This window comes from Rhodococcus sp. SBT000017 (assembly GCF_003688915.1).
Lineage (GTDB): Bacteria > Actinomycetota > Actinomycetes > Mycobacteriales > Mycobacteriaceae > Rhodococcoides.
On the sequence record NZ_REFU01000001.1, the window covers coordinates 1111954 to 1130460 of the forward strand.

Genomic DNA, 18507 nt, shown 5'->3' on the forward strand with positions numbered 1-18507 from the left:
TGTGCTCAGGCACCCAATGTCAGCATGGTGAGCACCTCGGTGGGCTGCGCCGACCCGCCTGCGGGTTCGAGTGAGAACGCGAAGTTCGTCGACGCCCCGAGACCGTCGACCACCGTGCCGGACTCGGAAGTGATCTGCTCGTCGGTCATCACACCGGCCGATCGTGGAGAACCGTCCACGAACCACATCTGATACGCGCGTCCGGGCGGCGGCTGTGAAACCCCGTCGAGAGTGACCACGACGGCGTTCTGGGAGAGCGAGTACGACACCGTTGCCGAACCGCCACCGGGGAACTCCGCCGTGGCTCTACGCGCATCCGGTGCAGCCACGATCTGGTCGGCCTGCGACGGCTGCGGATCGTTCCCCATGGTCTGCGTCACGACCACCACACCCCCGACGGCGACGATCACCGCCGCGGCGGCCGACACCATGGAGTAGCGCCAGGACTTCGACCGTGGTTGCCGATGCCGGTGCAACGGCGTCACATTCGGCGGTAACTCCCGAACGGTGGGCTCCTGGTCACTGGAGGCGACTCGATCGAGCACCACCTGTCGCAGCCGGTCGGGCGCGGGCGTCGCATCGACTGCGACGGCCAAGGCCAACGTTTCGTGGATCTCGCTCACGAGAATGTCGAACTGGGCTCGCGCGGTGTCGTCGACGCGAGTTCGTTCGGCTTCGATGTCGCGTCGCTCGGCATCGGTCGTCGCGTGGAGGGCGTAGACCTCCGCGTCGTCGAGAAGCCGTTGCCGTGACGATTCACTCATTGCGGGATCACCCCCAGACAAGTTTTCAATTTGATCAATCCGTCTCGTATGCGCGACTTGATGGTAGGAACCGCGACCCCGAGCCGCTCCGCAACTTCGCGATAGGTGTAACCGCTGTAATAGGCCATTCGGACCGACTCGCTCTGCGTATCGGTCAAGGTGTCGAGACAGGCGATCACGGCCTCCGATTCGAGCCGCTGCGTCACCGTCTCGAGCACCTCGTCGTGCTCTGGTGTGTGGCTGACTGCGCCGTACGCGGCCTCACGGTCGGTACCCGACTGCTCGCTTCGAACGCGATCGACCGCTCGCCGGTGCGCGAGCGTCATGATCCAGGCCAGTGGGCTGCCCTGGTTCGGGTCGTAGTTCGGCGCCGCGCGCCAGATCTGGAGGAACACCTCCTGCGCGGTCTCCTCGCTGTACCCCGGGTCTCGAAGCACCCGCAGCACCATTCCGTAGACCCGCGACGACGTCGCGTCGTACAGCTCGGCGAACGCCGCCCGGTCGCCCTGCGCGACCGACGCCATCAACCGACGCAGACGATCCGTTTCGTCGGCACGCAGGTTCTTGAGCTGTGGACTGGGAACAGCACACACCGCATCCTCTGCCGCGTAGCTCTCCGAGGCAGCGGACGACGTCCGGTCACGGCCGGCATTCGAAGATCCGGACGCATCCGACAACGGCGCGCTCATCGGAAAGTCGTCCCAACAGACGGGTTCATGATCGAGTTCATCGATCACGACACTAGTGGTCATATCGCTCTCATATCGAAACCTCCGCGTTTTCCCGCCGCAGTACATATTCGGAACAAACCGACCGGAGGATGGTTCGGGACGAAAATTCGTTTGCGACAGATGTGGTCGGCGTTTCATCCTTGGTGGACAATCGGACAATCGTGGGGAATCGGGTGACCGGCCCACCGGAGGAATCGAGAGACATGGCGGCGATCGAGACACACGGTCTGGTCAAACGTTTCGGAGCGAACATCGCCGTCGACGGAGTCGATCTGTCCATTCCGTCCGGTGGTGTCTACGGCGTGCTCGGGCCGAACGGCGCAGGGAAGACGACGACCATCCGGATGCTGGCCACCCTGCTTCCGATCGACGGGGGCAGCGCCCGAGTCCTGGGTCACGACGTGGCGAGCGAACCGGAGGCGGTACGGCAGAAGGTCGCTCTGACAGGACAATTCGCCTCTCTGGACGAGGATCTCACCGGGACGGAGAACCTGGTGCTGCTCGCTCGGCTGCTCGGCTACTCCCGGCCCGCCGCCCGATCACGAGCCGAGCAGTTGCTGACGGCGTTCGACATCGCCGATGCCGGACCGCGACAGGTCAAGACCTACTCCGGCGGCATGCGCCGTCGCATCGACATCGCCGCCAGCATCATCGTCACTCCCGAACTGATCTTCCTCGACGAGCCCACCACCGGACTCGACCCCCGCAGCCGAAACCACGTGTGGGAGATCGTCCGCGCGTTGGTCGCGGGCGGGACGACTGTGTTGTTGACGACACAGTATTTGGACGAGGCCGATCAACTGGCCGGGCGTGTCGCAGTCATCGATCGCGGCAAGGTCATCGCCGAGGGAACGACGGGTGAGCTGAAGGCATCCGTGGGATCGAATTCACTGCACCTGCGCGTGCTCGAGGCGGCCCAGCGAACGGCCGCCGCGCAGATCCTGCGAGATCTCCTCGGCGGCAACGTCACCGAGGACCCGGATCCGTCCACCGTCACCGCACGGTTGGACAATCCGGCACAGGCCGCGCCCGTGCTGCCCGCACTCGAGACCGCAGGCATCTCCATCGCGTCGTTCACGCTGGGACAACCGAGCTTGGACGAGGTGTTTCTCGCTCTCACCGGGCACGATGCCGGTTCCGAATCCGACCGGGAGGTTGCGTCATGACAACCGAAGCCCAGCAGGCGACGCCACAGGCGTCGACCATCATCGATGTGCTCGGCGCCGCCGGGCCTCGTCCGCCGCGTCCGTCGTCGTTGTCGACGTCGTTGAGCTTCGGGTGGCGAGCGCTGCTCAAGATCAAGCACGTGCCCGAGCAACTGTTCGACGTGACGGCCTTCCCCATCATGTTCACATTGCTCTTCACCTACCTGTTCGGTGGCGCATTGGCCGGGTCGACCGAGGCGTACATCCAGTTCCTGCTCCCCGGCATCCTCGTGCAGACCGTGGTGATGATCACGATGTACACCGGCGTGACCATGAACAAGGACATCGAGAAGGGCGTGTTCGATCGATTCCGTTCGCTGCCCATCTGGCGGCCGTCGCCCTTGGTCGGTGCGTTGCTCGGTGACGTCGTGCGCTACACGCTGGCTTCGGTGATCGTGCTGATCCTCGGGTTGATCCTCGGTTTCCGGCCGCAGGGTGGCGTCGTCGGCGTCGTGGCCTCCATCGCTCTGCTGCTGGTGTTCTCGTTCTGCCTGTCCTGGATCTGGACCATGATCGCGATGATCGTGCGTACCGAGGCTGCAGTGATGGGCGTGTCGATGTTCATCCTGTTTCCGCTCACGTTCGCGAGCAACATCTTCGTCGACCCCAGCACGATGCCCGGTTGGCTGCGCGCGTTCGTCGACGTCAACCCGGTCAGCTTCCTGGTCACGTCGCTGCGTGGCCTCATGCAGGGCGACGTCGACACCGGTGGGCTGGGAGTGACGCTGATGCTGTGCGCGGTGTTGCTGGCGGTGTTCGGGCCGATCACGATGCGCCTGTACAACCGGAAGTCCTAGCGAAGGCGCTGCGCAGTGCGCCGATCACGAGGCCGCGCGTGCTCGATGCCTGCGGACCGCGTCGCGATTGGAGCACACCGTTCCGCAGTATCGCTGCCTTCCGGTTCTCGAGGTGTCGGCGAAGGCGAGTGTGCAGTCGGCGGCGGCGCAGCGATCGAGGCGAGACATTCCGCGTCCGGTCAGGTGCAACGCAGTGCCGACGCTCACCAGGGCCCTGATGACGCCGCCGAGTTCGATGTTGGGGTCGCGGTAGTGCATGTGCCAGCCGTCGTCGGCATGGTTGGTCAACCGCGGGTAGGCCGACGCCTGTGCCAGCAGAGCATTGAGCTCGTCGGCTCGATCGTCTTCCGTGGTTGCGTCCACCACCCGCGCCCAGTCCCGCAGGAACTGGAGGGTGTCGACCAGATCGGCATCTGTTGCGGTCCAGTCCGGTACGAGGCCGGCATCCACGCAGCGGTCGCCCAGTTCGGTTGCCGACGTGGGTGGTGAGTTGAGCAGGTCGATGCCGAGTTTCACCGCGTATTCGCCGTAAGGGTTGATGTGCACAAGACCATTACATCACGATGGACGCATGCACACCGAACACACCACACACACCTGGACCACCCACTCCACCCACGACACGAGCGAGGGACTCGTCGGATATCAGGGCTGCAGGTGCGGCGCCCAACGCATCGTCACCGTTCCCATGCACACCTTCGCCCCGGTCGCCGAAGTTGCACACCGGGGCTGATCGGCTGCCGCAGCGCTCACCGACGAACGAAACGACCGATGCATTCGACGTGGCTGGTCGACGGAAAGGCGTCGAAGGCGCGCATGTCGTCGAGCTCGTATCCCGCAGCTCGATACAGGCTCACATCCCGCGCGAACGAGGCCGGATCGCATCCGATGTGCACCACCGAACGTGGAGATCTGACGGCAAGGGCGTCGATCACGTCCCGTCCGGCTCCCGCGCGAGGTGGATCGAGCACCGCTACCGACACCGGCTCGGCCAACGCATCGATCGAGCGCTCGACCCGACCCGGCACGAACGAGACCTGCGGCAGATCCCGCAGCGCCGAACGGCCGTCCTCGGCTGCACGACGGGAGAATTCGACACTGGTGACTCGGCCGCTCGGACCCACCTGGTCGGCCAGGGCGGCGGCGAACACCCCGACACCGCCGTACAGATCCCACGCACCGTCACCCACTGTGGCGTCCGCCCAGTCCCCCACCACGTCGGTGTACACCTGCGGCGCGCCGCGGTGGGCCTGCCAGAATCCGGTGGCGTCGAGGGTCCACGCCCTGTTCGAGACGTGTTCCGTCACCCGACCCGATCCGATCACGGCCTTCTCGGGCCGAGACCGAGACGACGCTGCCCGGCGCGCGGACGCCCCACGACGACCCGGCGATCGGCGTCCGGTGGCCGAGAGTTGCGCGGGCGCGATCTCCACCACGTGCCGCTCGCCTTTCCCGTCCAGCACCACCTGCAGCTCGGCCCCCGGCCGCCATTGCTGATCCGAGAGCCCCTCGAACGCCGCGGAATCCATTTGAGGACAGGTCAGTTCGGTGACGATCGAGCTACTGCGATAGCGGTGATAGCCGGGCCGTCCGCTGGAATCGACGGCGAGTCGCACTCGGGTTCGCCACCCGGTGCCGTCGCCGGACCCCGGAAGTTCCTCCACGTGCACCTCACGCTCGATTCCGGCGACGCGGCGAAGTTGTTCGGCAACGACGAAGGACTTCAGTCGCCGCCCGGCATCGACACTGGCGTGGGAGTAATCGCAGCAGCCCGAGCCGCCGGGGCCGGAAATCGGACAGCGCGCGTCCACCCGGTCCGGAGACGCCCTCAGGATCTCGACGGCATCGGCGCGACAGAACGACCCGCCTCGGTCCTCGGTCACCTTGGCCACGACCCGTTCGCCCGGCAATCCGTGACGCACGAACACCACCCGGCCGTCGTGGCGGGCCACGCAGAACCCGCCGTGCCCGGGCGCGCCGAGTTCGACCTCGAGTAGCAGCCCGAACCAGCTCTCGCTCACTTGCCCACCGGCGGCTCGTAGCCGCGACGCGACGCACCGGGTGCATTGCCGAGCACCTCACGCTTGGCCTTCTCGGAAGACCGAAGTTGCCACGGCACGCTGGTGACCATCACTCCCGGTTGGAACAGCAGTCGAGACTTCAGTCGCAACGCGCTCTGATTGTGCAGAACCTGCTCCCACCAGTGACCGACGACGTACTCGGGAATGAAGACCGTGACGACGTCACGAGGCGAGTCGCGGCGGACTCGCTTGACGTAGTCCAGGACCGGTTTGGTGACCTCTCGGTAGGGCGACTCGACGACCTTGAGCGGCACCGAAACGTCGCTGGCCTCCCACTGCCGAACCAGGGCGCGGGTATCGGCCTCGTCGACGTTGACCGTCACCGCTTCCAGAGTGTCCGGCCTGGTCGCCCTGGCGTAGGCCAAGGCGCGCAGGGTCGGCATGTGCAGCTTGGACACCAACACGATCGAGTGCGTGCGGCTGGGCAGGACTCCGTCCCATTCCTCGTTCTCGAGCTCGCGGGCCACGGTGTCGTAGTGCTTCCTGATCATTCGCATCAGCACGAAGATCGCCACCATGGCGACGATCGCAATCCAGGCACCGGCGGCGAATTTGGTGATCAACACGATCACCAGCACCGTTCCGGTCATGGCGAGACCGACACCGTTGATCACGCGCGAGCGCTGCATGCGCCGCCGCTGCTCGGGATCGGTCTCGGTGGCCAGCAGCCGCGTCCAGTGCCGAACCATGCCGGTCTGGCTGAGGGTGAACGAGACGAACACGCCCACGATGTAGAGCTGAATGAGCTTGGTGACCTCCGCCCCGAACACGACAACGAACGCGATTGCAGCTCCGGACAGGAAGAGGATGCCGTTGCTGAAAGCCAGACGGTCGCCGCGTGTGTGCAGCTGGCGGGGCAGGTAACGGTCCTGTGCCAGCACCGAACCGAGCACCGGGAAGCCGTTGAACGCGGTGTTGGCCGCGAGTACGAGAATCAGTGCCGTCACGGTGGTGATGAAGAAGAAGCCCGCGGGAAAACCACTGAAGACGGCCTCCGCCAGCTGCGCGATCAGCGTCTTCTGCTGGTACCCCTCCGGCGCTCCGACCAGCTGGATGTCAGGGTCAAGGGCGTACTTGATGCCGATCTTCTGCGCCAGCACGATGATGCCCATCAGCAGCGTGATCCCGATCGCGCCGAGCAGCAGCAGCGTGGTTGCAGCATTGCGCGACTTCGGCTTCTCGAACGCAGGCACCCCGTTGCTGATGGCCTCGACTCCGGTCAATGCCGCGCAACCGGAGGAGAAGGCCCGCGCGATGAGGAATGCGAACGCGATGCCGTACAGGTGCGAATCCTCGGCCTTCAGATCGAAGCCCGCCGACTCGGCATGGATGTCGTCGCCGAGAACGTAGACCCTGAACAGCCCCCACCCCAGCATCAGGACCATGCCGCCCATGAAGGCGTAGGTCGGGATGGCGAACGCGGCCCCGGACTCTCGAATGCCACGCAGATTGATCGACGTGATGAAGGCGATGGCCACCACGGCGAACAACACTTTGTGCTCGGCCACGAACGGGACCGCCGACCCGATGTTCGACGCGGCCGCCGAGATCGACACCGCGACGGTGAGCACGTAGTCGACCAGCAACGCGCTACCGACCGTCAATCCGGCCGCGGGGCCGAGGTTGGTGGTGGCAACCTCGTAGTCTCCGCCGCCGGAGGGATAGGCGTGCACGTTCTGTCGATAGCTGGCCACCACCACCGCCATCACCACACAGACGGCGAGACCGATCCACGGGGTGAACGCGAGTGCTGAGATGCCCGCGACCGAGAGCACCAGAAAGATCTCTTCGGGTGCATACGCAACCGACGACATGGCGTCCGAGGCGAACACCGGCAACGCGATTCGCTTGGGAAGCAACGTATGACCGAGCTTGTCGCTGCGGAACGGCTTACCGAGCACTAGCCGCTTGGCGGCAGTCGAGACCTTGGACACGCTGAGAAGCGTAGGCCGTCCTCCTGTGGACGTCTCAACCACGCGCCTGAAACGGTGTCGGAGCGCACCCTCGGTCGATCCGGCGACGAATCCCCGATACGTTGGTGCACGCATGCCCATCGTGGCAGTGTCGATCGGCAGTGTGGTCGGCAATCGAGATCGGGACGGAGCAGGGCGTTGTACGTAGTCGTGATGGGATGTGGCCGCGTCGGTGCATCGCTGGCCGGTGCACTCGAGCGCATCGGCCACGAGGTAGCGATCATCGACCGCGACCCGACAGCATTCCTGCGCCTCGATCCCGACTTCGGCGGACATCGCGTCGTCGGCATGGGTTTCGACCGAGATGTGTTGGTGAGCGCAGGAATCGAGAAGGCCGAGGCCTTCGCGGCCGTGTCGTCCGGCGACAACTCGAACATCATCTCCGCGCGCGTCGCGCGAGAGACGTTCGGTGTCGACAAAGTGGTCGCAAGGATCTACGACGCCAAGCGCGCCGCCGTCTACGAACGCCTCGGCATCCCGACGGTCGCCACCGTCCCCTGGGCCACCGATCGTTTTCTGCACAACCTGCTCCGCGACGACCCCACCACCAAGTGGCGCGATCCGTCGGGCAGCGTCGCCGTAGTCCTTCTCGACTTCCACGACGCCTGGATCGGCAAGAAGCTCTCCGTACTCGAAGATGCAACCAACTCGCGGGCCGCGTTCGTCATCCGATTCGGCGGCGGACTGCTACCGGACAAGCGCACCGTGATCCAAGCCGGTGACGAGGTGTACGTCGCCGCGGTCTCGGGCACCGTCGCCGAAGCCATTGCGCTGGCGGGCAACCCGCCGCCCTCGGACGATTGATGCACGCGCGCACGTTCCCCACCTCCCCCATCGACCCGAACGGGAAGCCATGAAAGTCGCCATCGCCGGAGCCGGCGCAGTCGGCAGATCCATCGCACGCGAGTTGATTCGCAGTGAACACGATGTGATGCTCCTCGAACGCAAGCTCGACCACGTCGATCAGGCCGCCATCCCGGAAGCGGAATGGGTGCTGGCCGACGCGTGCGAGTTGAGTCTGCTCGAAGCCGCCCACCTCGAGAACTACGACGTGGTGATCGCTGCCACCGGCGACGACAAAGCCAACCTGGTGCTCAGCTTGCTGGCCAAGACCGAGTTCGGCGTGAATCGCGTGGTGGCCCGGGTCAACGATCCGCGCAACGAATGGCTGTTCGATGCCGCGTGGGGCGTCGATGTCGCAGTGTCGACCCCGCGCATGCTCGCGTCCCTGGTCGAGGAAGCCGTGTCGGTGGGCGACCTGGTTCACCTGATGACGTTCCGCAAGGGTCAGGCCAACCTCGTCGAGATCACGCTTCCGGAGAACACACCCCTGGCGGGCAAGCCGGTACGCAAGCTCCAATTACCCAGGGACGCAGCGTTGGTGACGATTTTACGCGGCGGTCGAGTGATCGTTCCGCAGCACGACGATCCGCTCGAGGGCGGCGACGAGCTACTGTTCGTCGCGGCCAAAGAGGTGGAGAACGAATTACGCGCCGCTGTCGGCCTGATCTGACGGCAGCTGCTCCCGCGTGCGGTTCGCGCTCGACTCAGCGTCGAGCGCGCGATCGGCCGCACGCACGGCCCAGAGCGTGACCAACAGTGCCACTCCCGTGAGCGGCCAGCCCATGCTGATGCGGGCAACGGCGAGCCAGCCCGTCTGGTCGGAGTCGTAGAGCTGCGACTGAACGATGTATCGGGCACCGAACACCGACGCCCAGGCGATCGTGGCCACGTCGTAGTAACGCACAGCCGACCGGTTGCCGCGCCACGACGCTCCCTTGCCGTTGAGGTACCCCCAGATGATGCCGACCAACGGCCAGCGCGCGAGCACCGACAGCACGAACGCCGCGCCGTAGGCGAGCGAGGTGTAGATGCCGAACAGGAAGTAGCCCTTGGCATCTCCCGTCCGGTATGCGATGAATGCGCAGATCCCGACCCCGAAGAATCCCGAGATGGCGGGCTGAATCGGGCTACGACGAACCAACCGCCACACCAACACCGCAGCGGCGACTCCCAGAGCGGACCACAGAGCAACGGCGAGGTTGACGTAGCTGTTCACCGGAACGAAGACGACGACGGGCAAGGTCGAATAAATGAGCCCGCTCAACCCGCCGAGCTGTTCGAGGACGGTGGGAGCCACCTTCTCGGCGGTGGTCGACGCGTCGGGCGCGGGTTCCGGCGTCGTCGACGGGGGCGGCACGGAATCGTCGCTGTTGGTCACGACAACGAGAGTGCCATACCGGCGACGATCAGCTGTCGTCGCGCAGTTCGTAGTAGGGGTTGTAGACGATCTTTCGTCCGTCGCGTTCGCCGACGCGTCCACGAACGAGCAAAGTCTTGCCTGGCTCGATTCCGGCGATCTTGCGTCGTCCGATCCAGAGCAGCGTCACCGTGTCGGTGCCGTCGAAGAACTCGGCCTCGATATTGGCGTTGGCCGCCTTCGAGCAGGCTTCGACGCTGCGCAACCGACCGAGCATCGTGACTTCCTCGCCTCGCGAGCAGTCGCACGCCCGCCGAGCCCCGGAGGCTTCGGAGGTTTCGGCCATCTCCTCGGCATCGAGTTGATCGATGTCCTCTGTCAACTTCCGCGTCAGACGGCGAAAGTATCCTGCGGCAGCGGGTGCCATTGTGCGCTCCAGCGGTGGGGGTCGTTCCCTCGTCAGGGTGGGTACTTCGCCACTGTAGACCCGAAGCGTCACGCTGACCAACCGTTGTCACGGCGGTGTCGGCAGGCGTGCACAATCGTGTCGTGCACAGCCGATTCGACACCCATACCGCAGTCGTTCTACCGGGGACGGGGTCCGATGCTCGGTTCGCCGCCGACGCGTTCTCGGCAGCATTGGACAGTGTGGGATTGGCCACCGTCGCGGTCGAACCCGACCCGGCCGCCGTGGTCGAGAGCTACCTGTCCGCCCTCGACGACGCGGCCGATCGACACGGACGCATCGTGGTCGCGGGTATATCCCTCGGGGCAGCCGTCGCGGTTCGATGGGCTGGCGACCACCCATCGAACACCGCTGCTCTCGCACTGGCGCTGCCGGCGTGGACCGGAGACCCGGCCGGTTCCCCCGCGGCCCTGAGCGCGGAGTTCACCGCCCGATCCCTGCGCGAAGAGGGGCTCGACGCCGTCACCGCGGCAATGGCAGCGTCCAGCCCGCCGTGGCTCGCGCGGACTCTGCGGAGGTCCTGGGCGGCCCAGTGGCCCGCGCTTCCCGACGCGCTGGACGAGGCGGCTCGCTATCGCGGACTCGAACTCGACGAGCTCGTTCGGATAGAGCTGCCTGCCGTCGTCGTGGGCGCAGTGGACGACGCCGTCCATCCGATCGAGGTAGCTCGACAATGGGCGCGGGCGCTACCGAACTGCGAGCTGCGCACCGTGACCTTGGACGACATCGGAACCGATCCGGGATGCCTCGGCCGAGCGGCCGTCGACGGTCTCGACGGGTGGTCGGCTCAGCCGCCCAGCTGCTGAATCGCCGATCCCGACGCGCCCCGACGCGGAGCTCGGTCGCGCTCGGCTGCGGTCGGCTGCGGAGTCGACTCCTGTTGTGGCGCAACAGGTTCTGCCGTGGGCACCGCAGCCTGAGGCTGCGCAGCCTGTTGCGCTGCGCTCTGCTGAGCTGCCGCCTGCTGCTGTGCAGCTGCAGCAAGTTGCTCGGCCAGCACCTGAGGCAACACCACCGGCAGCGGTGTCCGGACGGGGTGCGGGTCGGTACCCCGATCCACCACGGTCTGCCGAAGAATCGTGTGCGCCAGCCGGACGAGGGGTTGGCCCTCGCCCACCGCACCCGACGGTCCCGCCAGCACGCAGCGGACCATCCAGCGATAGCCGTCGACTCCGATGAAGCGCAAGTCGGCGTTGGCCGTGACACCGAGCAGTTCGCGTCCCCACGGACCCGTCTCGACCGTCGTCTCGGCCTTGTCGTTGCGCAGTGACGTCGCCAGATCGGTTGCCACCTCGCGCCATTGACCGGGTGATTTCGGCGCCGCGTAGGCAGCGATGGTGATGCGCCCGAACTGCGTGACGATGTGCACTGCCTGCGGGCTGCCTGCCTGCGACATCTCGACCTGGAGTTGACCGCCCTCCGGCAGCGGAATCAGCACCGAACCGAGGTCGAGTCGCGTCTTGGCGATGGTCTCGCGATCGTCGTCGAGATCCTCGAGATCGTGGGGACCGTCGGCGGTCGTGTCCGCGGCCTCGACATCGTCGTCTTCGTCCTCGACGCTGTCGACGAATGGCTCCGCACCGGGCGCGGAGGCACTGCCGGCGTCGTTCTTCTTACGCCGTCCGAACATGTTCAGCTCTCTTCTTCTCGGTTGCTTCCACTGTGCCTGCCACCGGCGAACGTCGTGGCGGAACTCACTGCTTCAGACTCGCATGGCCACCGGTCGAACCGTGACCACCGGCCCCTCGAACGGTGTCGTCCAACTCGTCGACCTCGACGAACGTCACCAGTTCGACTCGCTGCACGATCAGTTGGGCAATGCGGTCGCCTCGCTCGAGCTCGATCGAAGTGTGCAGGTCGTGGTTGATCAGGCACACCTTGATCTCGCCGCGATACCCGGCATCGATCGTGCCCGGAGTGTTGACCACCGACAGGCCCGACTTCGCCGCCAGTCCCGATCGCGGATGCACCAGCCCGACGGTTCCCAACGGTAGAGCGATCGCGATTCCGGTCCCCACCAGGACGCGTTCGCCCGGTGCGATCGTCACCGGGGCCGTGATTCGCAGATCCACGCCCGCATCACCCTCGTGCGCTCGTGTCGGCACCGGAAGCTCGGGATCGAGTCGGCGCAGCCGGACCTCGGACAACGGACCGGACGGCCGGCGCGGGGTGGGGGGTCGGTCGACGGACGGTTCGTTGCCGGACTCGGTGACTTCGTCGCTCACGTGGAACGAGACTACGCTGGCCGGCTTCGGTCTCGGTGTGGCGACTACCCTGGGACTCGTGACTGCAGATCGACAGGCCGAACACGCATCGGAGTCCGGCGACTCCACTCCTCACACGGGTTCCACGGCACCCGCTGACTCGGTGCTCTACTCCGAGCGACTCTGGGTGCCGATCTGGTGGTGGGCAGCGGGCGCGGCCGTGGCGGTGTTGCTGGCTGCGGAGATCCACATGGGAGCGCCCGGCATTCGTGCCTGGCTGCCCTACGTGGTGTTGCTCCCGCTGATCGCGTGGGCGTTGTTCGCCTTCAGCAGGCTGCGCGTCGAGGTGGTCGCGGGTGCGGCCGGTGCCGAGTTACGCGTCGGGTCTGCTCATCTGCCACTCGATGTGGCGTCGAAGGCTGCCGTCGTTCCAGCGACAGCAAAAAGTGCGGCACTGGGAAGGCAGCTCGATCCGCTGGCCTTCGTGCAGCACCGCACCTGGGTGAAGCAAATGGTGATCGTGGTCCTCGACGACCCGAGCGATCCGACGCCCTACTGGCTGGTGAGCACCAAACGCCCCGAGGAGCTGTTGGCGGTCCTGACCGCGCACGGCGTCGAAGCGCGCTGACCTACCTCTCGACCTTTCGATCGGAACCGTCGACACAGACCTGATCCGACCGATCAGGTCTGTGCGGAGATGGTCACGCCGCGCAGTCGCGGCACATCAGTACACCGTTGGCGTCGCTGGCCAGTCGGCTGCGGTGATGGACCAGAAAGCAGCTCGAGCAGGTGAACTCGTCGGCCTGCTTGGGAACCACCCGAACCGAGAGCTCCTCGCCGGACAGATCTGCACCCGGGAGCTCGAAGGACTCCGCGGTGTCGGATTCGTCAACGTCCACCACAGCGGACTGGGCCTCGTTGCGTCGGGCCTTCAATTCTTCGAGCGAGTCCTCCGACACATCGTCGGATTCTGTTCTTCTCGGTGCGTCGTAGTCGGTTGCCATTGTCTTCGTACCCCTCATCTTCGTGCGTGTGTGTGGTGGAAGCTGCCGATGTGGTCGGCTTGTGGCCGTCGGCTGTGAAGAGGGCGCTTGCTCGCTCCCACCGATGTTCGTATCTGTTCAAAACCGTTCGTCGTCGCGCGGTGCCCGAAACTACACCGGGTAGTTCCCAGAACTCGCCGGTTGAAACCCGATCGAGACCTCGCTCACCTGATCGATGGTGCACCGGCGTCCGATTCTTGAAGCACCGCGGCCGCCAGACAATAGCCGAAGCCGGTCGCAAAGCAGAAACCGAACCGCCGACGAGTCCACAACCTGGGTGCACGCCGCATCAACACCGGGATGGGCAGCTTCATTCCGCGCGTCGCAGAACACTTCTCGACGCCGGTTTCGGGCTCCGAATCGGGCGTCGCGCACTGGATCGAAGGAGTGCCCCGCCGAGTGTGCCGCCCTCGCGCACCCCGGCCATCTACAGTAGGCACCGCGTCGGTGTGAACCGACTCTGCGAACCGGTCTCGGCGACTGCCGACGGAAAGGCGAAGATCACTGTGGTTTCTCTGATCACCGAAGGCCATTCGGTCGACGGTCGAGGTCGTCCGTTCCGTCGACGCCGCGCGTTTCCGATCATCGCGGTCTTCGCGGTGCTGGCTCTGCTCGGAGTGCTGGTGTGGGTCAGGGTGTTCACCACCGCAGAGGCCACCTCGGCAACCGCCGAATGCAATGTGCCCACCACCGCCGCCGCGTCGGACGGAACGCTGCCCGCGCCACTCGGCGAGGAAGTGGACCCCACGACACTGCTCGACGTCGAGCCTGCCGCCCTGTCCGCATCGAAAGTGCGTGTTTTCAACGCCAACGGTGAGCGCGGACAAGCCGCTCTGGTGGCCGCCCAGCTCAGCGACTACGGTTTCGCCAGCGCACCGGACGTCCAGGTCGGCAACGATCCGGTATACGTCGATCAGAACATGCAGTGCCAGGGCCAGATTCGGTTCGGCCCGGCCGGCCTGGCCGCAGCGAGTGCGGTGTCGCTGGTCGCGCCCTGCGCCGAACTGATCCAAGACGCCCGCGCCGACGACTCGGTCGATCTGGCACTCGGTACCTACTTCAGCGAGATCCAGCCCAACGACGACGCCGAGGAAGTGCTGCGCACGCTTGCCGGGGCCGCACCCGGTGCCCCGCCTGCGCCGCTCGATGCCGCTCTGCTCTCGGCAGCACGCGAATCGCGCTGCTGACGCAGTAGGGCCGCGTCAGCCGGGAATCGGATCGAGGGCACCCGCGCTGCGGAGTACGGCCACGAAGGCGTCCGCGATCCCCGGGGCCGTTGCCACCGTCACCGCACCCTGCGCACTGGTGCTGTTGGCCGCGGGCAGCCTGATCATTGCGCCCGCCTCGGCCGCGATCAGCGCACCCGCCGCCCAATCCCACGGACTGAGTCCGTGCTCGAAGTGGGCGTCCACCACTCCGGACGCGACCATGCACAGATCGAGCGCGGCCGAACCGATCCGGCGGATGTCGCGCACCTGAGGCAGCAGTTCGGAGATGATCGCGCCCTGCACCGCGCGACGGGAGGATCCGTAGCCGAATCCGGTGGCCAACAACGTCATCGACACATCGGTGACACCGGAACAGTGCAGCTGCTCCTGGGTACCGTCGGCCCGCTCCACCGTCGCCCCACGTCCCAGAGCGGCCGAGTAGACGAGCGCGCGGGCGACATCGATCACCGCCCCCGCAACACTGACACCGTCGATCTGGACTGCGACCGACACCGCGTACGCCGGAATTCCGTACATGAAGTTCACGGTTCCGTCGATCGGGTCCAGCACCCATCGCACACCGTCGAGCGAGTCGTCCTCGCTGCCTTCCTCTTCTCCGAGAATCGCATCCTCGGGCCGCAGCTGCGCCAGCATCTCGCGTAGGACGCGCTCGGTTTCGGTGTCCACGACGGTCACCGGATCGGTCGGCGTGCTCTTGGAGTGCACCGCGCCGTCACCCTCGCTCGAATCGCCGCCGAAGACCTCGGGGCGACGCCGTCTGACATGCTCGGCGGCTCGCGTCGCGACCCGTACGGCGACCTCGCGCAGCACGTCCACCTCACGCGTGTTCGATCCCTCTGCTGCCACCTGCTCTTCCGGCAATTGCGTACTGGCGGTGTCGGTCTGCGATTGGTCTGGTTTCGGCACGCGTACATCGCAACACACACCGACGTCCGAGCACCACCGCAGCGACCGCCGGTGACGTCACCGTCCCGCGAACGCCGAAACGCACTATTGTTCGGAGGCGACGGCATCACACGGATTCGATCACGCCAGGAGCGGCATCCACATGACACAGGCAGGTTCGGACAACACCACCGCTGCGGCAGCGCGCCACGGATTCGGCGTCGATGTGGGCGGCAGCGGCATCAAGGGCGGAATCGTGGACCTGAGCACCGGAGAGCTCGTCGGCGACCGCTACAAGATCGAGACGCCGCAACCGTCGACCCCCGATGCCGTCGCGCGCACCGTCGCCGAGATCGTCGCGCACTTCGAGTGGACCGGTCCGGTGGGCGTCACACTGCCTGCCGTGGTGACCGACGGTGTCGCTCGCTCGGCCGCCAACATCGACAAGTCCTGGATCGACACCGACGCCCGCGCGCTGTTCGCGAAGGCCATCGGCACCGAGAACGTCACCGTACTCAACGACGCTGATGCGGCCGGGGTGGCCGAGGACAAGTACGGCGGCGGCAAGGGCAAGGACGGCGTCGTCGTGCTGTTGACGTTCGGCACAGGGATAGGTTCGGCCGTGCTGCACAACGGAGTTCTGCTTCCCAATACCGAATTCGGTCACATGGAGGTCGACGGCAAGGAAGCCGAGCACCGCGCGGCGTCGTCGGTGAAGGAGAATGAGGGGCTGTCCTACAAGGAGTGGGCCAAGGAGGTCTCGAAGGTTCTCGAGACGTTCGAGGCACTGCTGTGGCCGGATCTTTTCATCGCCGGCGGCGGAATCAGCCGCAAGAGCGAGAAGTGGATTCCACACCTGACCAATCGCACGCCCGTGGTTCCGGCAACCCTGCTGAACACTGCCGGGATCGTCGGCGCCGCACTCGCGGCGGACTCCGCCGTACCGTCCGCCGAGACCGGTACGTCCGCGGGATCGCTGGACTGACACGCGGGTTGCCACCTGCGTAGGGCGAGGGTCGGTAACAAACTCCTGAGAGGTCGTTACAATGGTGTGTGCCGGTACGCAGCCGGCCGAATCCGAAGACCTCTCCGCCGGAAACAACTCTGGCGTGACGCCGCACGACTTCGTCACGAAAGGGCGTACGTGGCAGCCACCGATATCCGTCAGACCGTAGATTCCGAAACCGAGTCTGCGACACCTGCACCTGCTGTCAAGGCACCCGCCGCGAAGGCACCGGCAAAGAAGGCACCCGCCAAGCGCGCCGCAGCCAAGAAGGCACCGGCGAAGAAGGCCGCAGCAAAGAAGACAGCAGCAACACCGGCGTCCGGGGACGATGCCGACGAGAGCACTCCGGGGATCGAAGACATCGACATCTCCGAGGGCGACCTCGCCGCAGCCGCCAACGATGTCGTCGAGGTGGTCGCTGCCGGTGACGACACCGAGGAAGACGCCACCGCCGAGCCGACTGCCGAGGACAAGGCGTCCGGTGACTTCGTCTGGGACGAAGAGGAATCCGAGGCGCTGCGCCAGGCCCGCAAGGATGCCGAGCTCACCGCGTCCGCCGACTCCGTCCGTGCCTACCTCAAGCAGATCGGCAAGGTCGCACTCCTCAACGCAGAGGAGGAGGTCGAACTGGCCAAGCGCATCGAGGCCGGCCTGTTCGCGGTCGAGAAGATGCGCGAGTCCGCGGAGAAGGGCGAGAAGCTTCCCGTTGCGCAACGTCGCGACATGACGTGGATCTGCCGTGACGGCAACCGCGCCAAGAATCACCTCCTCGAGGCGAACCTTCGACTCGTCGTCTCCCTCGCCAAGCGCTACACCGGCCGTGGCATGGCGTTCCTGGACCTCATCCAAGAAGGCAACCTCGGTCTGATTCGCGCGGTCGAGAAGTTCGACTACACGAAGGGCTACAAATTCTCGACGTACGCCACGTGGTGGATCCGACAGGCGATCACCAGGGCCATGGCCGACCAGGCCCGCACCATCCGTATTCCGGTGCACATGGTCGAGGTCATCAACAAGCTCGGCCGCATCCAACGCGAGCTGCTCCAGGATCTGGGTCGCGAACCCACTCCCGAAGAGCTCGCGAAGGAAATGGACATCACGCCGGAGAAGGTGCTGGAGATCCAGCAGTACGCGCGTGAGCCGATCTCGCTCGACCAGACCATCGGTGACGAGGGCGACAGCCAGCTCGGTGACTTCATCGAGGACTCCGAGGCGGTCGTCGCCGTGGACGCCGTGTCGTTCACGCTGCTCCAGGATCAGCTGCAGTCGGTTCTCGAGACGCTGTCCGAGCGCGAGGCGGGCGTGGTTCGTCTGCGGTTCGGCCTCACCGACGGTCAGCCCCGCACCCTCGACGAGATCGGTCAGGTCTACGGTGTCACGCGCGAGCGGATCCGTCAGATCGAGTCCAAGACCATGTCCAAGCTGCGTCACCCGTCGCGTTCTCAGGTGCTGCGCGACTACCTGGACTGATTCGTTCGCTCCACCTCGAACAACGACCGCCGATCACTGTGATCGGCGGTCGTTGTTCTCTGCTGCGTGGATGCCGTCACACCTGCGGCACCCCGAACGTTCCGTCCGGCCCCGGCCGATAGTCGAGCACAGCCGTGACGGCCGCGATCGGCAGCGGTCCGTACAGGTGCGGGAAGCGCATGGACTCCGGATCGGTCGGCACCCCCGGTTCCCATCGAACGGGTGCCGTCAGACGAGCCGGATCCACGCGCAGCAGAACCAGATCCGTGCGGCCGGAAAAGAGCCGATTCGCCGGCAAGTGCACTTGCTCGGGTGTGGACAGGTGCACGAAACCCACGGTTTCGTACGAGTCCGGGGTGTAGTCGGCCCGACCACGCATCGCGAGCCACTCCCCTGCCGTACAGATGTGAACGAGGTCGTCCTGCTTGCTGGTCACAGTTCCATTCTGCAGTG

Annotated in this window: 21 protein-coding genes; 9 read left to right on the forward strand and 12 right to left on the reverse strand. The window is 65.8% G+C overall.

The window, feature by feature from the left end; all coding sequences use genetic code 11:
- Positions 1-5: 5 nt before the first annotated feature.
- A complete protein-coding gene (locus tag AYK61_RS04865) occupies positions 6-764 on the reverse strand; it encodes an anti-sigma factor (RefSeq protein WP_121870019.1) in 759 nt (252 codons plus the stop codon).
- Positions 761-1516, reverse strand: coding sequence for a sigma-70 family RNA polymerase sigma factor (locus tag AYK61_RS04870; RefSeq protein WP_121870020.1), 756 nt, complete (start codon positions 1514-1516; stop codon positions 761-763). Before AYK61_RS04870 ends, AYK61_RS04865 begins: the two co-directional genes overlap by 4 nt.
- Positions 1517-1698: 182 nt before the next feature.
- Between AYK61_RS04870 and AYK61_RS04875 the strand changes: the two genes are divergently transcribed.
- On the forward strand, positions 1699-2661 hold the full coding sequence (locus AYK61_RS04875; protein WP_121870021.1) for an ATP-binding cassette domain-containing protein: 963 nt from the start codon (positions 1699-1701) through the stop codon (positions 2659-2661).
- The gene (locus AYK61_RS04880) at positions 2658-3497 is read left to right on the forward strand and encodes an ABC transporter permease (protein WP_121870022.1); all 840 of its coding nucleotides are present in this window, start codon (positions 2658-2660) and stop codon (positions 3495-3497) included. The genes AYK61_RS04875 and AYK61_RS04880 overlap by 4 nt, the downstream gene beginning before the upstream one ends.
- A gap of 24 nt (positions 3498-3521) precedes the next feature.
- Here the strand turns inward: AYK61_RS04880 and AYK61_RS04885 are convergent, their stop codons facing one another.
- The 3 genes from AYK61_RS04885 to AYK61_RS04895 all read right to left on the reverse strand — a co-directional run bounded on the left by AYK61_RS04885 (position 3522) and on the right by AYK61_RS04895 (position 7512).
- Complete coding sequence (locus tag AYK61_RS04885) at positions 3522-4043, reverse strand: CGNR zinc finger domain-containing protein (protein WP_183130158.1); 522 nt, start codon at positions 4041-4043, stop codon at positions 3522-3524.
- 203 nt (positions 4044-4246) lie between these two features.
- Positions 4247-5518, reverse strand: a complete 1272-nt coding sequence (locus AYK61_RS04890; RefSeq protein WP_121870023.1) for a class I SAM-dependent RNA methyltransferase — start codon at positions 5516-5518, stop codon at positions 4247-4249.
- Positions 5515-7512 (reverse strand): APC family permease, encoded by a 1998-nt coding sequence (locus AYK61_RS04895; RefSeq protein WP_121872443.1) that lies wholly within the window; start codon positions 7510-7512, stop codon positions 5515-5517. The genes AYK61_RS04890 and AYK61_RS04895 overlap by 4 nt, the downstream gene beginning before the upstream one ends.
- 177 nt (positions 7513-7689) lie before the next feature.
- On the opposite strand from AYK61_RS04895, the gene AYK61_RS04900 reads away from it, so the two are divergent.
- Both AYK61_RS04900 and AYK61_RS04905 read left to right on the forward strand, forming a co-directional pair.
- On the forward strand, positions 7690-8355 hold the full coding sequence (locus AYK61_RS04900) for a TrkA family potassium uptake protein (RefSeq protein ID WP_183130159.1): 666 nt from the start codon (positions 7690-7692) through the stop codon (positions 8353-8355).
- A 49-nt stretch (positions 8356-8404) separates the two neighbouring features.
- Positions 8405-9064, forward strand: coding sequence for a TrkA family potassium uptake protein (locus tag AYK61_RS04905; protein ID WP_032397923.1), 660 nt, complete (start codon positions 8405-8407; stop codon positions 9062-9064).
- On the opposite strand, the gene AYK61_RS04910 is transcribed toward AYK61_RS04905, so the two are convergent.
- Positions 9038-9691 carry a DUF3159 domain-containing protein gene (locus AYK61_RS04910; protein WP_259468166.1) on the reverse strand — a complete coding sequence of 218 codons (654 nt, stop codon included), beginning with the start codon at positions 9689-9691 and terminating at the stop codon, positions 9038-9040. The genes AYK61_RS04905 and AYK61_RS04910 overlap by 27 nt on opposite strands.
- Before the next feature lie 109 nt (positions 9692-9800).
- Entirely contained in the window at positions 9801-10178 is a 378-nt protein-coding gene (locus tag AYK61_RS04915; protein WP_032397922.1) for an OB-fold nucleic acid binding domain-containing protein, read from the reverse strand.
- A gap of 122 nt (positions 10179-10300) precedes the next feature.
- On the opposite strand from AYK61_RS04915, the gene AYK61_RS04920 reads away from it, so the two are divergent.
- Complete coding sequence (locus tag AYK61_RS04920; RefSeq protein WP_259467934.1) at positions 10301-11023, forward strand: alpha/beta fold hydrolase; 723 nt, start codon at positions 10301-10303, stop codon at positions 11021-11023.
- Here AYK61_RS04920 and AYK61_RS04925 read toward each other — a convergent pair.
- Positions 11005-11847: a DUF3710 domain-containing protein gene (locus tag AYK61_RS04925; RefSeq protein WP_121870025.1), complete on the reverse strand. Its 843-nt coding sequence runs from the start codon at positions 11845-11847 to the stop codon at positions 11005-11007. The genes AYK61_RS04920 and AYK61_RS04925 overlap by 19 nt on opposite strands.
- A 64-nt stretch (positions 11848-11911) precedes the next feature.
- Positions 11912-12364 carry a dUTP diphosphatase gene (gene dut / locus AYK61_RS04930; protein WP_121872446.1) on the reverse strand — a complete coding sequence of 151 codons (453 nt, stop codon included), beginning with the start codon at positions 12362-12364 and terminating at the stop codon, positions 11912-11914.
- A 220-nt stretch (positions 12365-12584) separates the two neighbouring features.
- Here dut and AYK61_RS04935 point away from each other — a divergent pair, with 220 nt between their 5' ends.
- Positions 12585-13049 carry a DUF3093 domain-containing protein gene (locus AYK61_RS04935; protein ID WP_121872447.1) on the forward strand — a complete coding sequence of 155 codons (465 nt, stop codon included), beginning with the start codon at positions 12585-12587 and terminating at the stop codon, positions 13047-13049.
- A 73-nt stretch (positions 13050-13122) separates the two neighbouring features.
- On the opposite strand, the gene AYK61_RS04940 is transcribed toward AYK61_RS04935, so the two are convergent.
- Positions 13123-13425 carry a DUF4193 domain-containing protein gene (locus tag AYK61_RS04940; RefSeq protein ID WP_027496891.1) on the reverse strand — a complete coding sequence of 101 codons (303 nt, stop codon included), beginning with the start codon at positions 13423-13425 and terminating at the stop codon, positions 13123-13125.
- Between the two features lie 545 nt (positions 13426-13970).
- Here AYK61_RS04940 and cei point away from each other — a divergent pair.
- On the forward strand, positions 13971-14651 hold the full coding sequence (gene cei / locus AYK61_RS04945; RefSeq protein WP_121872448.1) for an envelope integrity protein Cei: 681 nt from the start codon (positions 13971-13973) through the stop codon (positions 14649-14651).
- A 15-nt stretch (positions 14652-14666) separates the two neighbouring features.
- Here cei and AYK61_RS04950 read toward each other — a convergent pair whose 3' ends face one another.
- Complete coding sequence (locus AYK61_RS04950) at positions 14667-15554, reverse strand: inositol monophosphatase family protein (protein WP_397485423.1); 888 nt, start codon at positions 15552-15554, stop codon at positions 14667-14669.
- Positions 15555-15741: 187 nt separating this feature from the next.
- On the opposite strand from AYK61_RS04950, the gene ppgK reads away from it, so the two are divergent.
- Together ppgK and AYK61_RS04960 are read left to right on the forward strand one after the other, a co-directional pair.
- Positions 15742-16563 carry a polyphosphate--glucose phosphotransferase gene (gene ppgK, locus AYK61_RS04955; protein ID WP_121870026.1) on the forward strand — a complete coding sequence of 274 codons (822 nt, stop codon included), beginning with the start codon at positions 15742-15744 and terminating at the stop codon, positions 16561-16563.
- Between the two features lie 159 nt (positions 16564-16722).
- Positions 16723-18054, forward strand: coding sequence for an RNA polymerase sigma factor (locus AYK61_RS04960; RefSeq protein WP_037189474.1), 1332 nt, complete (start codon positions 16723-16725; stop codon positions 18052-18054).
- A gap of 76 nt (positions 18055-18130) precedes the next feature.
- Here the strand turns inward: AYK61_RS04960 and AYK61_RS04965 are convergent, their stop codons facing one another.
- On the reverse strand, positions 18131-18490 hold the full coding sequence (locus AYK61_RS04965) for a DUF952 domain-containing protein (RefSeq protein WP_121870027.1): 360 nt from the start codon (positions 18488-18490) through the stop codon (positions 18131-18133).
- Positions 18491-18507: the final 17 nt, after the last annotated feature.

Bases quoted from the DNA above. Each gene is read 5' to 3' on its own strand.
- AYK61_RS04865 (WP_121870019.1), bottom strand. From the start codon at position 764: ATGAGTGAATCGTCACGGCAACGGCTTCTCGACGACGCGGAGGTCTAC.
- AYK61_RS04870 (WP_121870020.1), bottom strand. From the start codon at position 1,516: ATGACCACTAGTGTCGTGATCGATGAACTCGATCATGAACCCGTCTGT.
- AYK61_RS04875 (WP_121870021.1), top strand. From the start codon at position 1,699: ATGGCGGCGATCGAGACACACGGTCTGGTCAAACGTTTCGGAGCGAAC.
- AYK61_RS04880 (WP_121870022.1), top strand. From the start codon at position 2,658: ATGACAACCGAAGCCCAGCAGGCGACGCCACAGGCGTCGACCATCATC.
- AYK61_RS04905 (WP_032397923.1), top strand. From the start codon at position 8,405: ATGAAAGTCGCCATCGCCGGAGCCGGCGCAGTCGGCAGATCCATCGCA.
- AYK61_RS04915 (WP_032397922.1), bottom strand. From the start codon at position 10,178: ATGGCACCCGCTGCCGCAGGATACTTTCGCCGTCTGACGCGGAAGTTG.
- AYK61_RS04925 (WP_121870025.1), bottom strand. From the start codon at position 11,847: ATGTTCGGACGGCGTAAGAAGAACGACGCCGGCAGTGCCTCCGCGCCC.
- AYK61_RS04940 (WP_027496891.1), bottom strand. From the start codon at position 13,425: ATGGCAACCGACTACGACGCACCGAGAAGAACAGAATCCGACGATGTG.
- ppgK (WP_121870026.1), top strand. From the start codon at position 15,742: ATGACACAGGCAGGTTCGGACAACACCACCGCTGCGGCAGCGCGCCAC.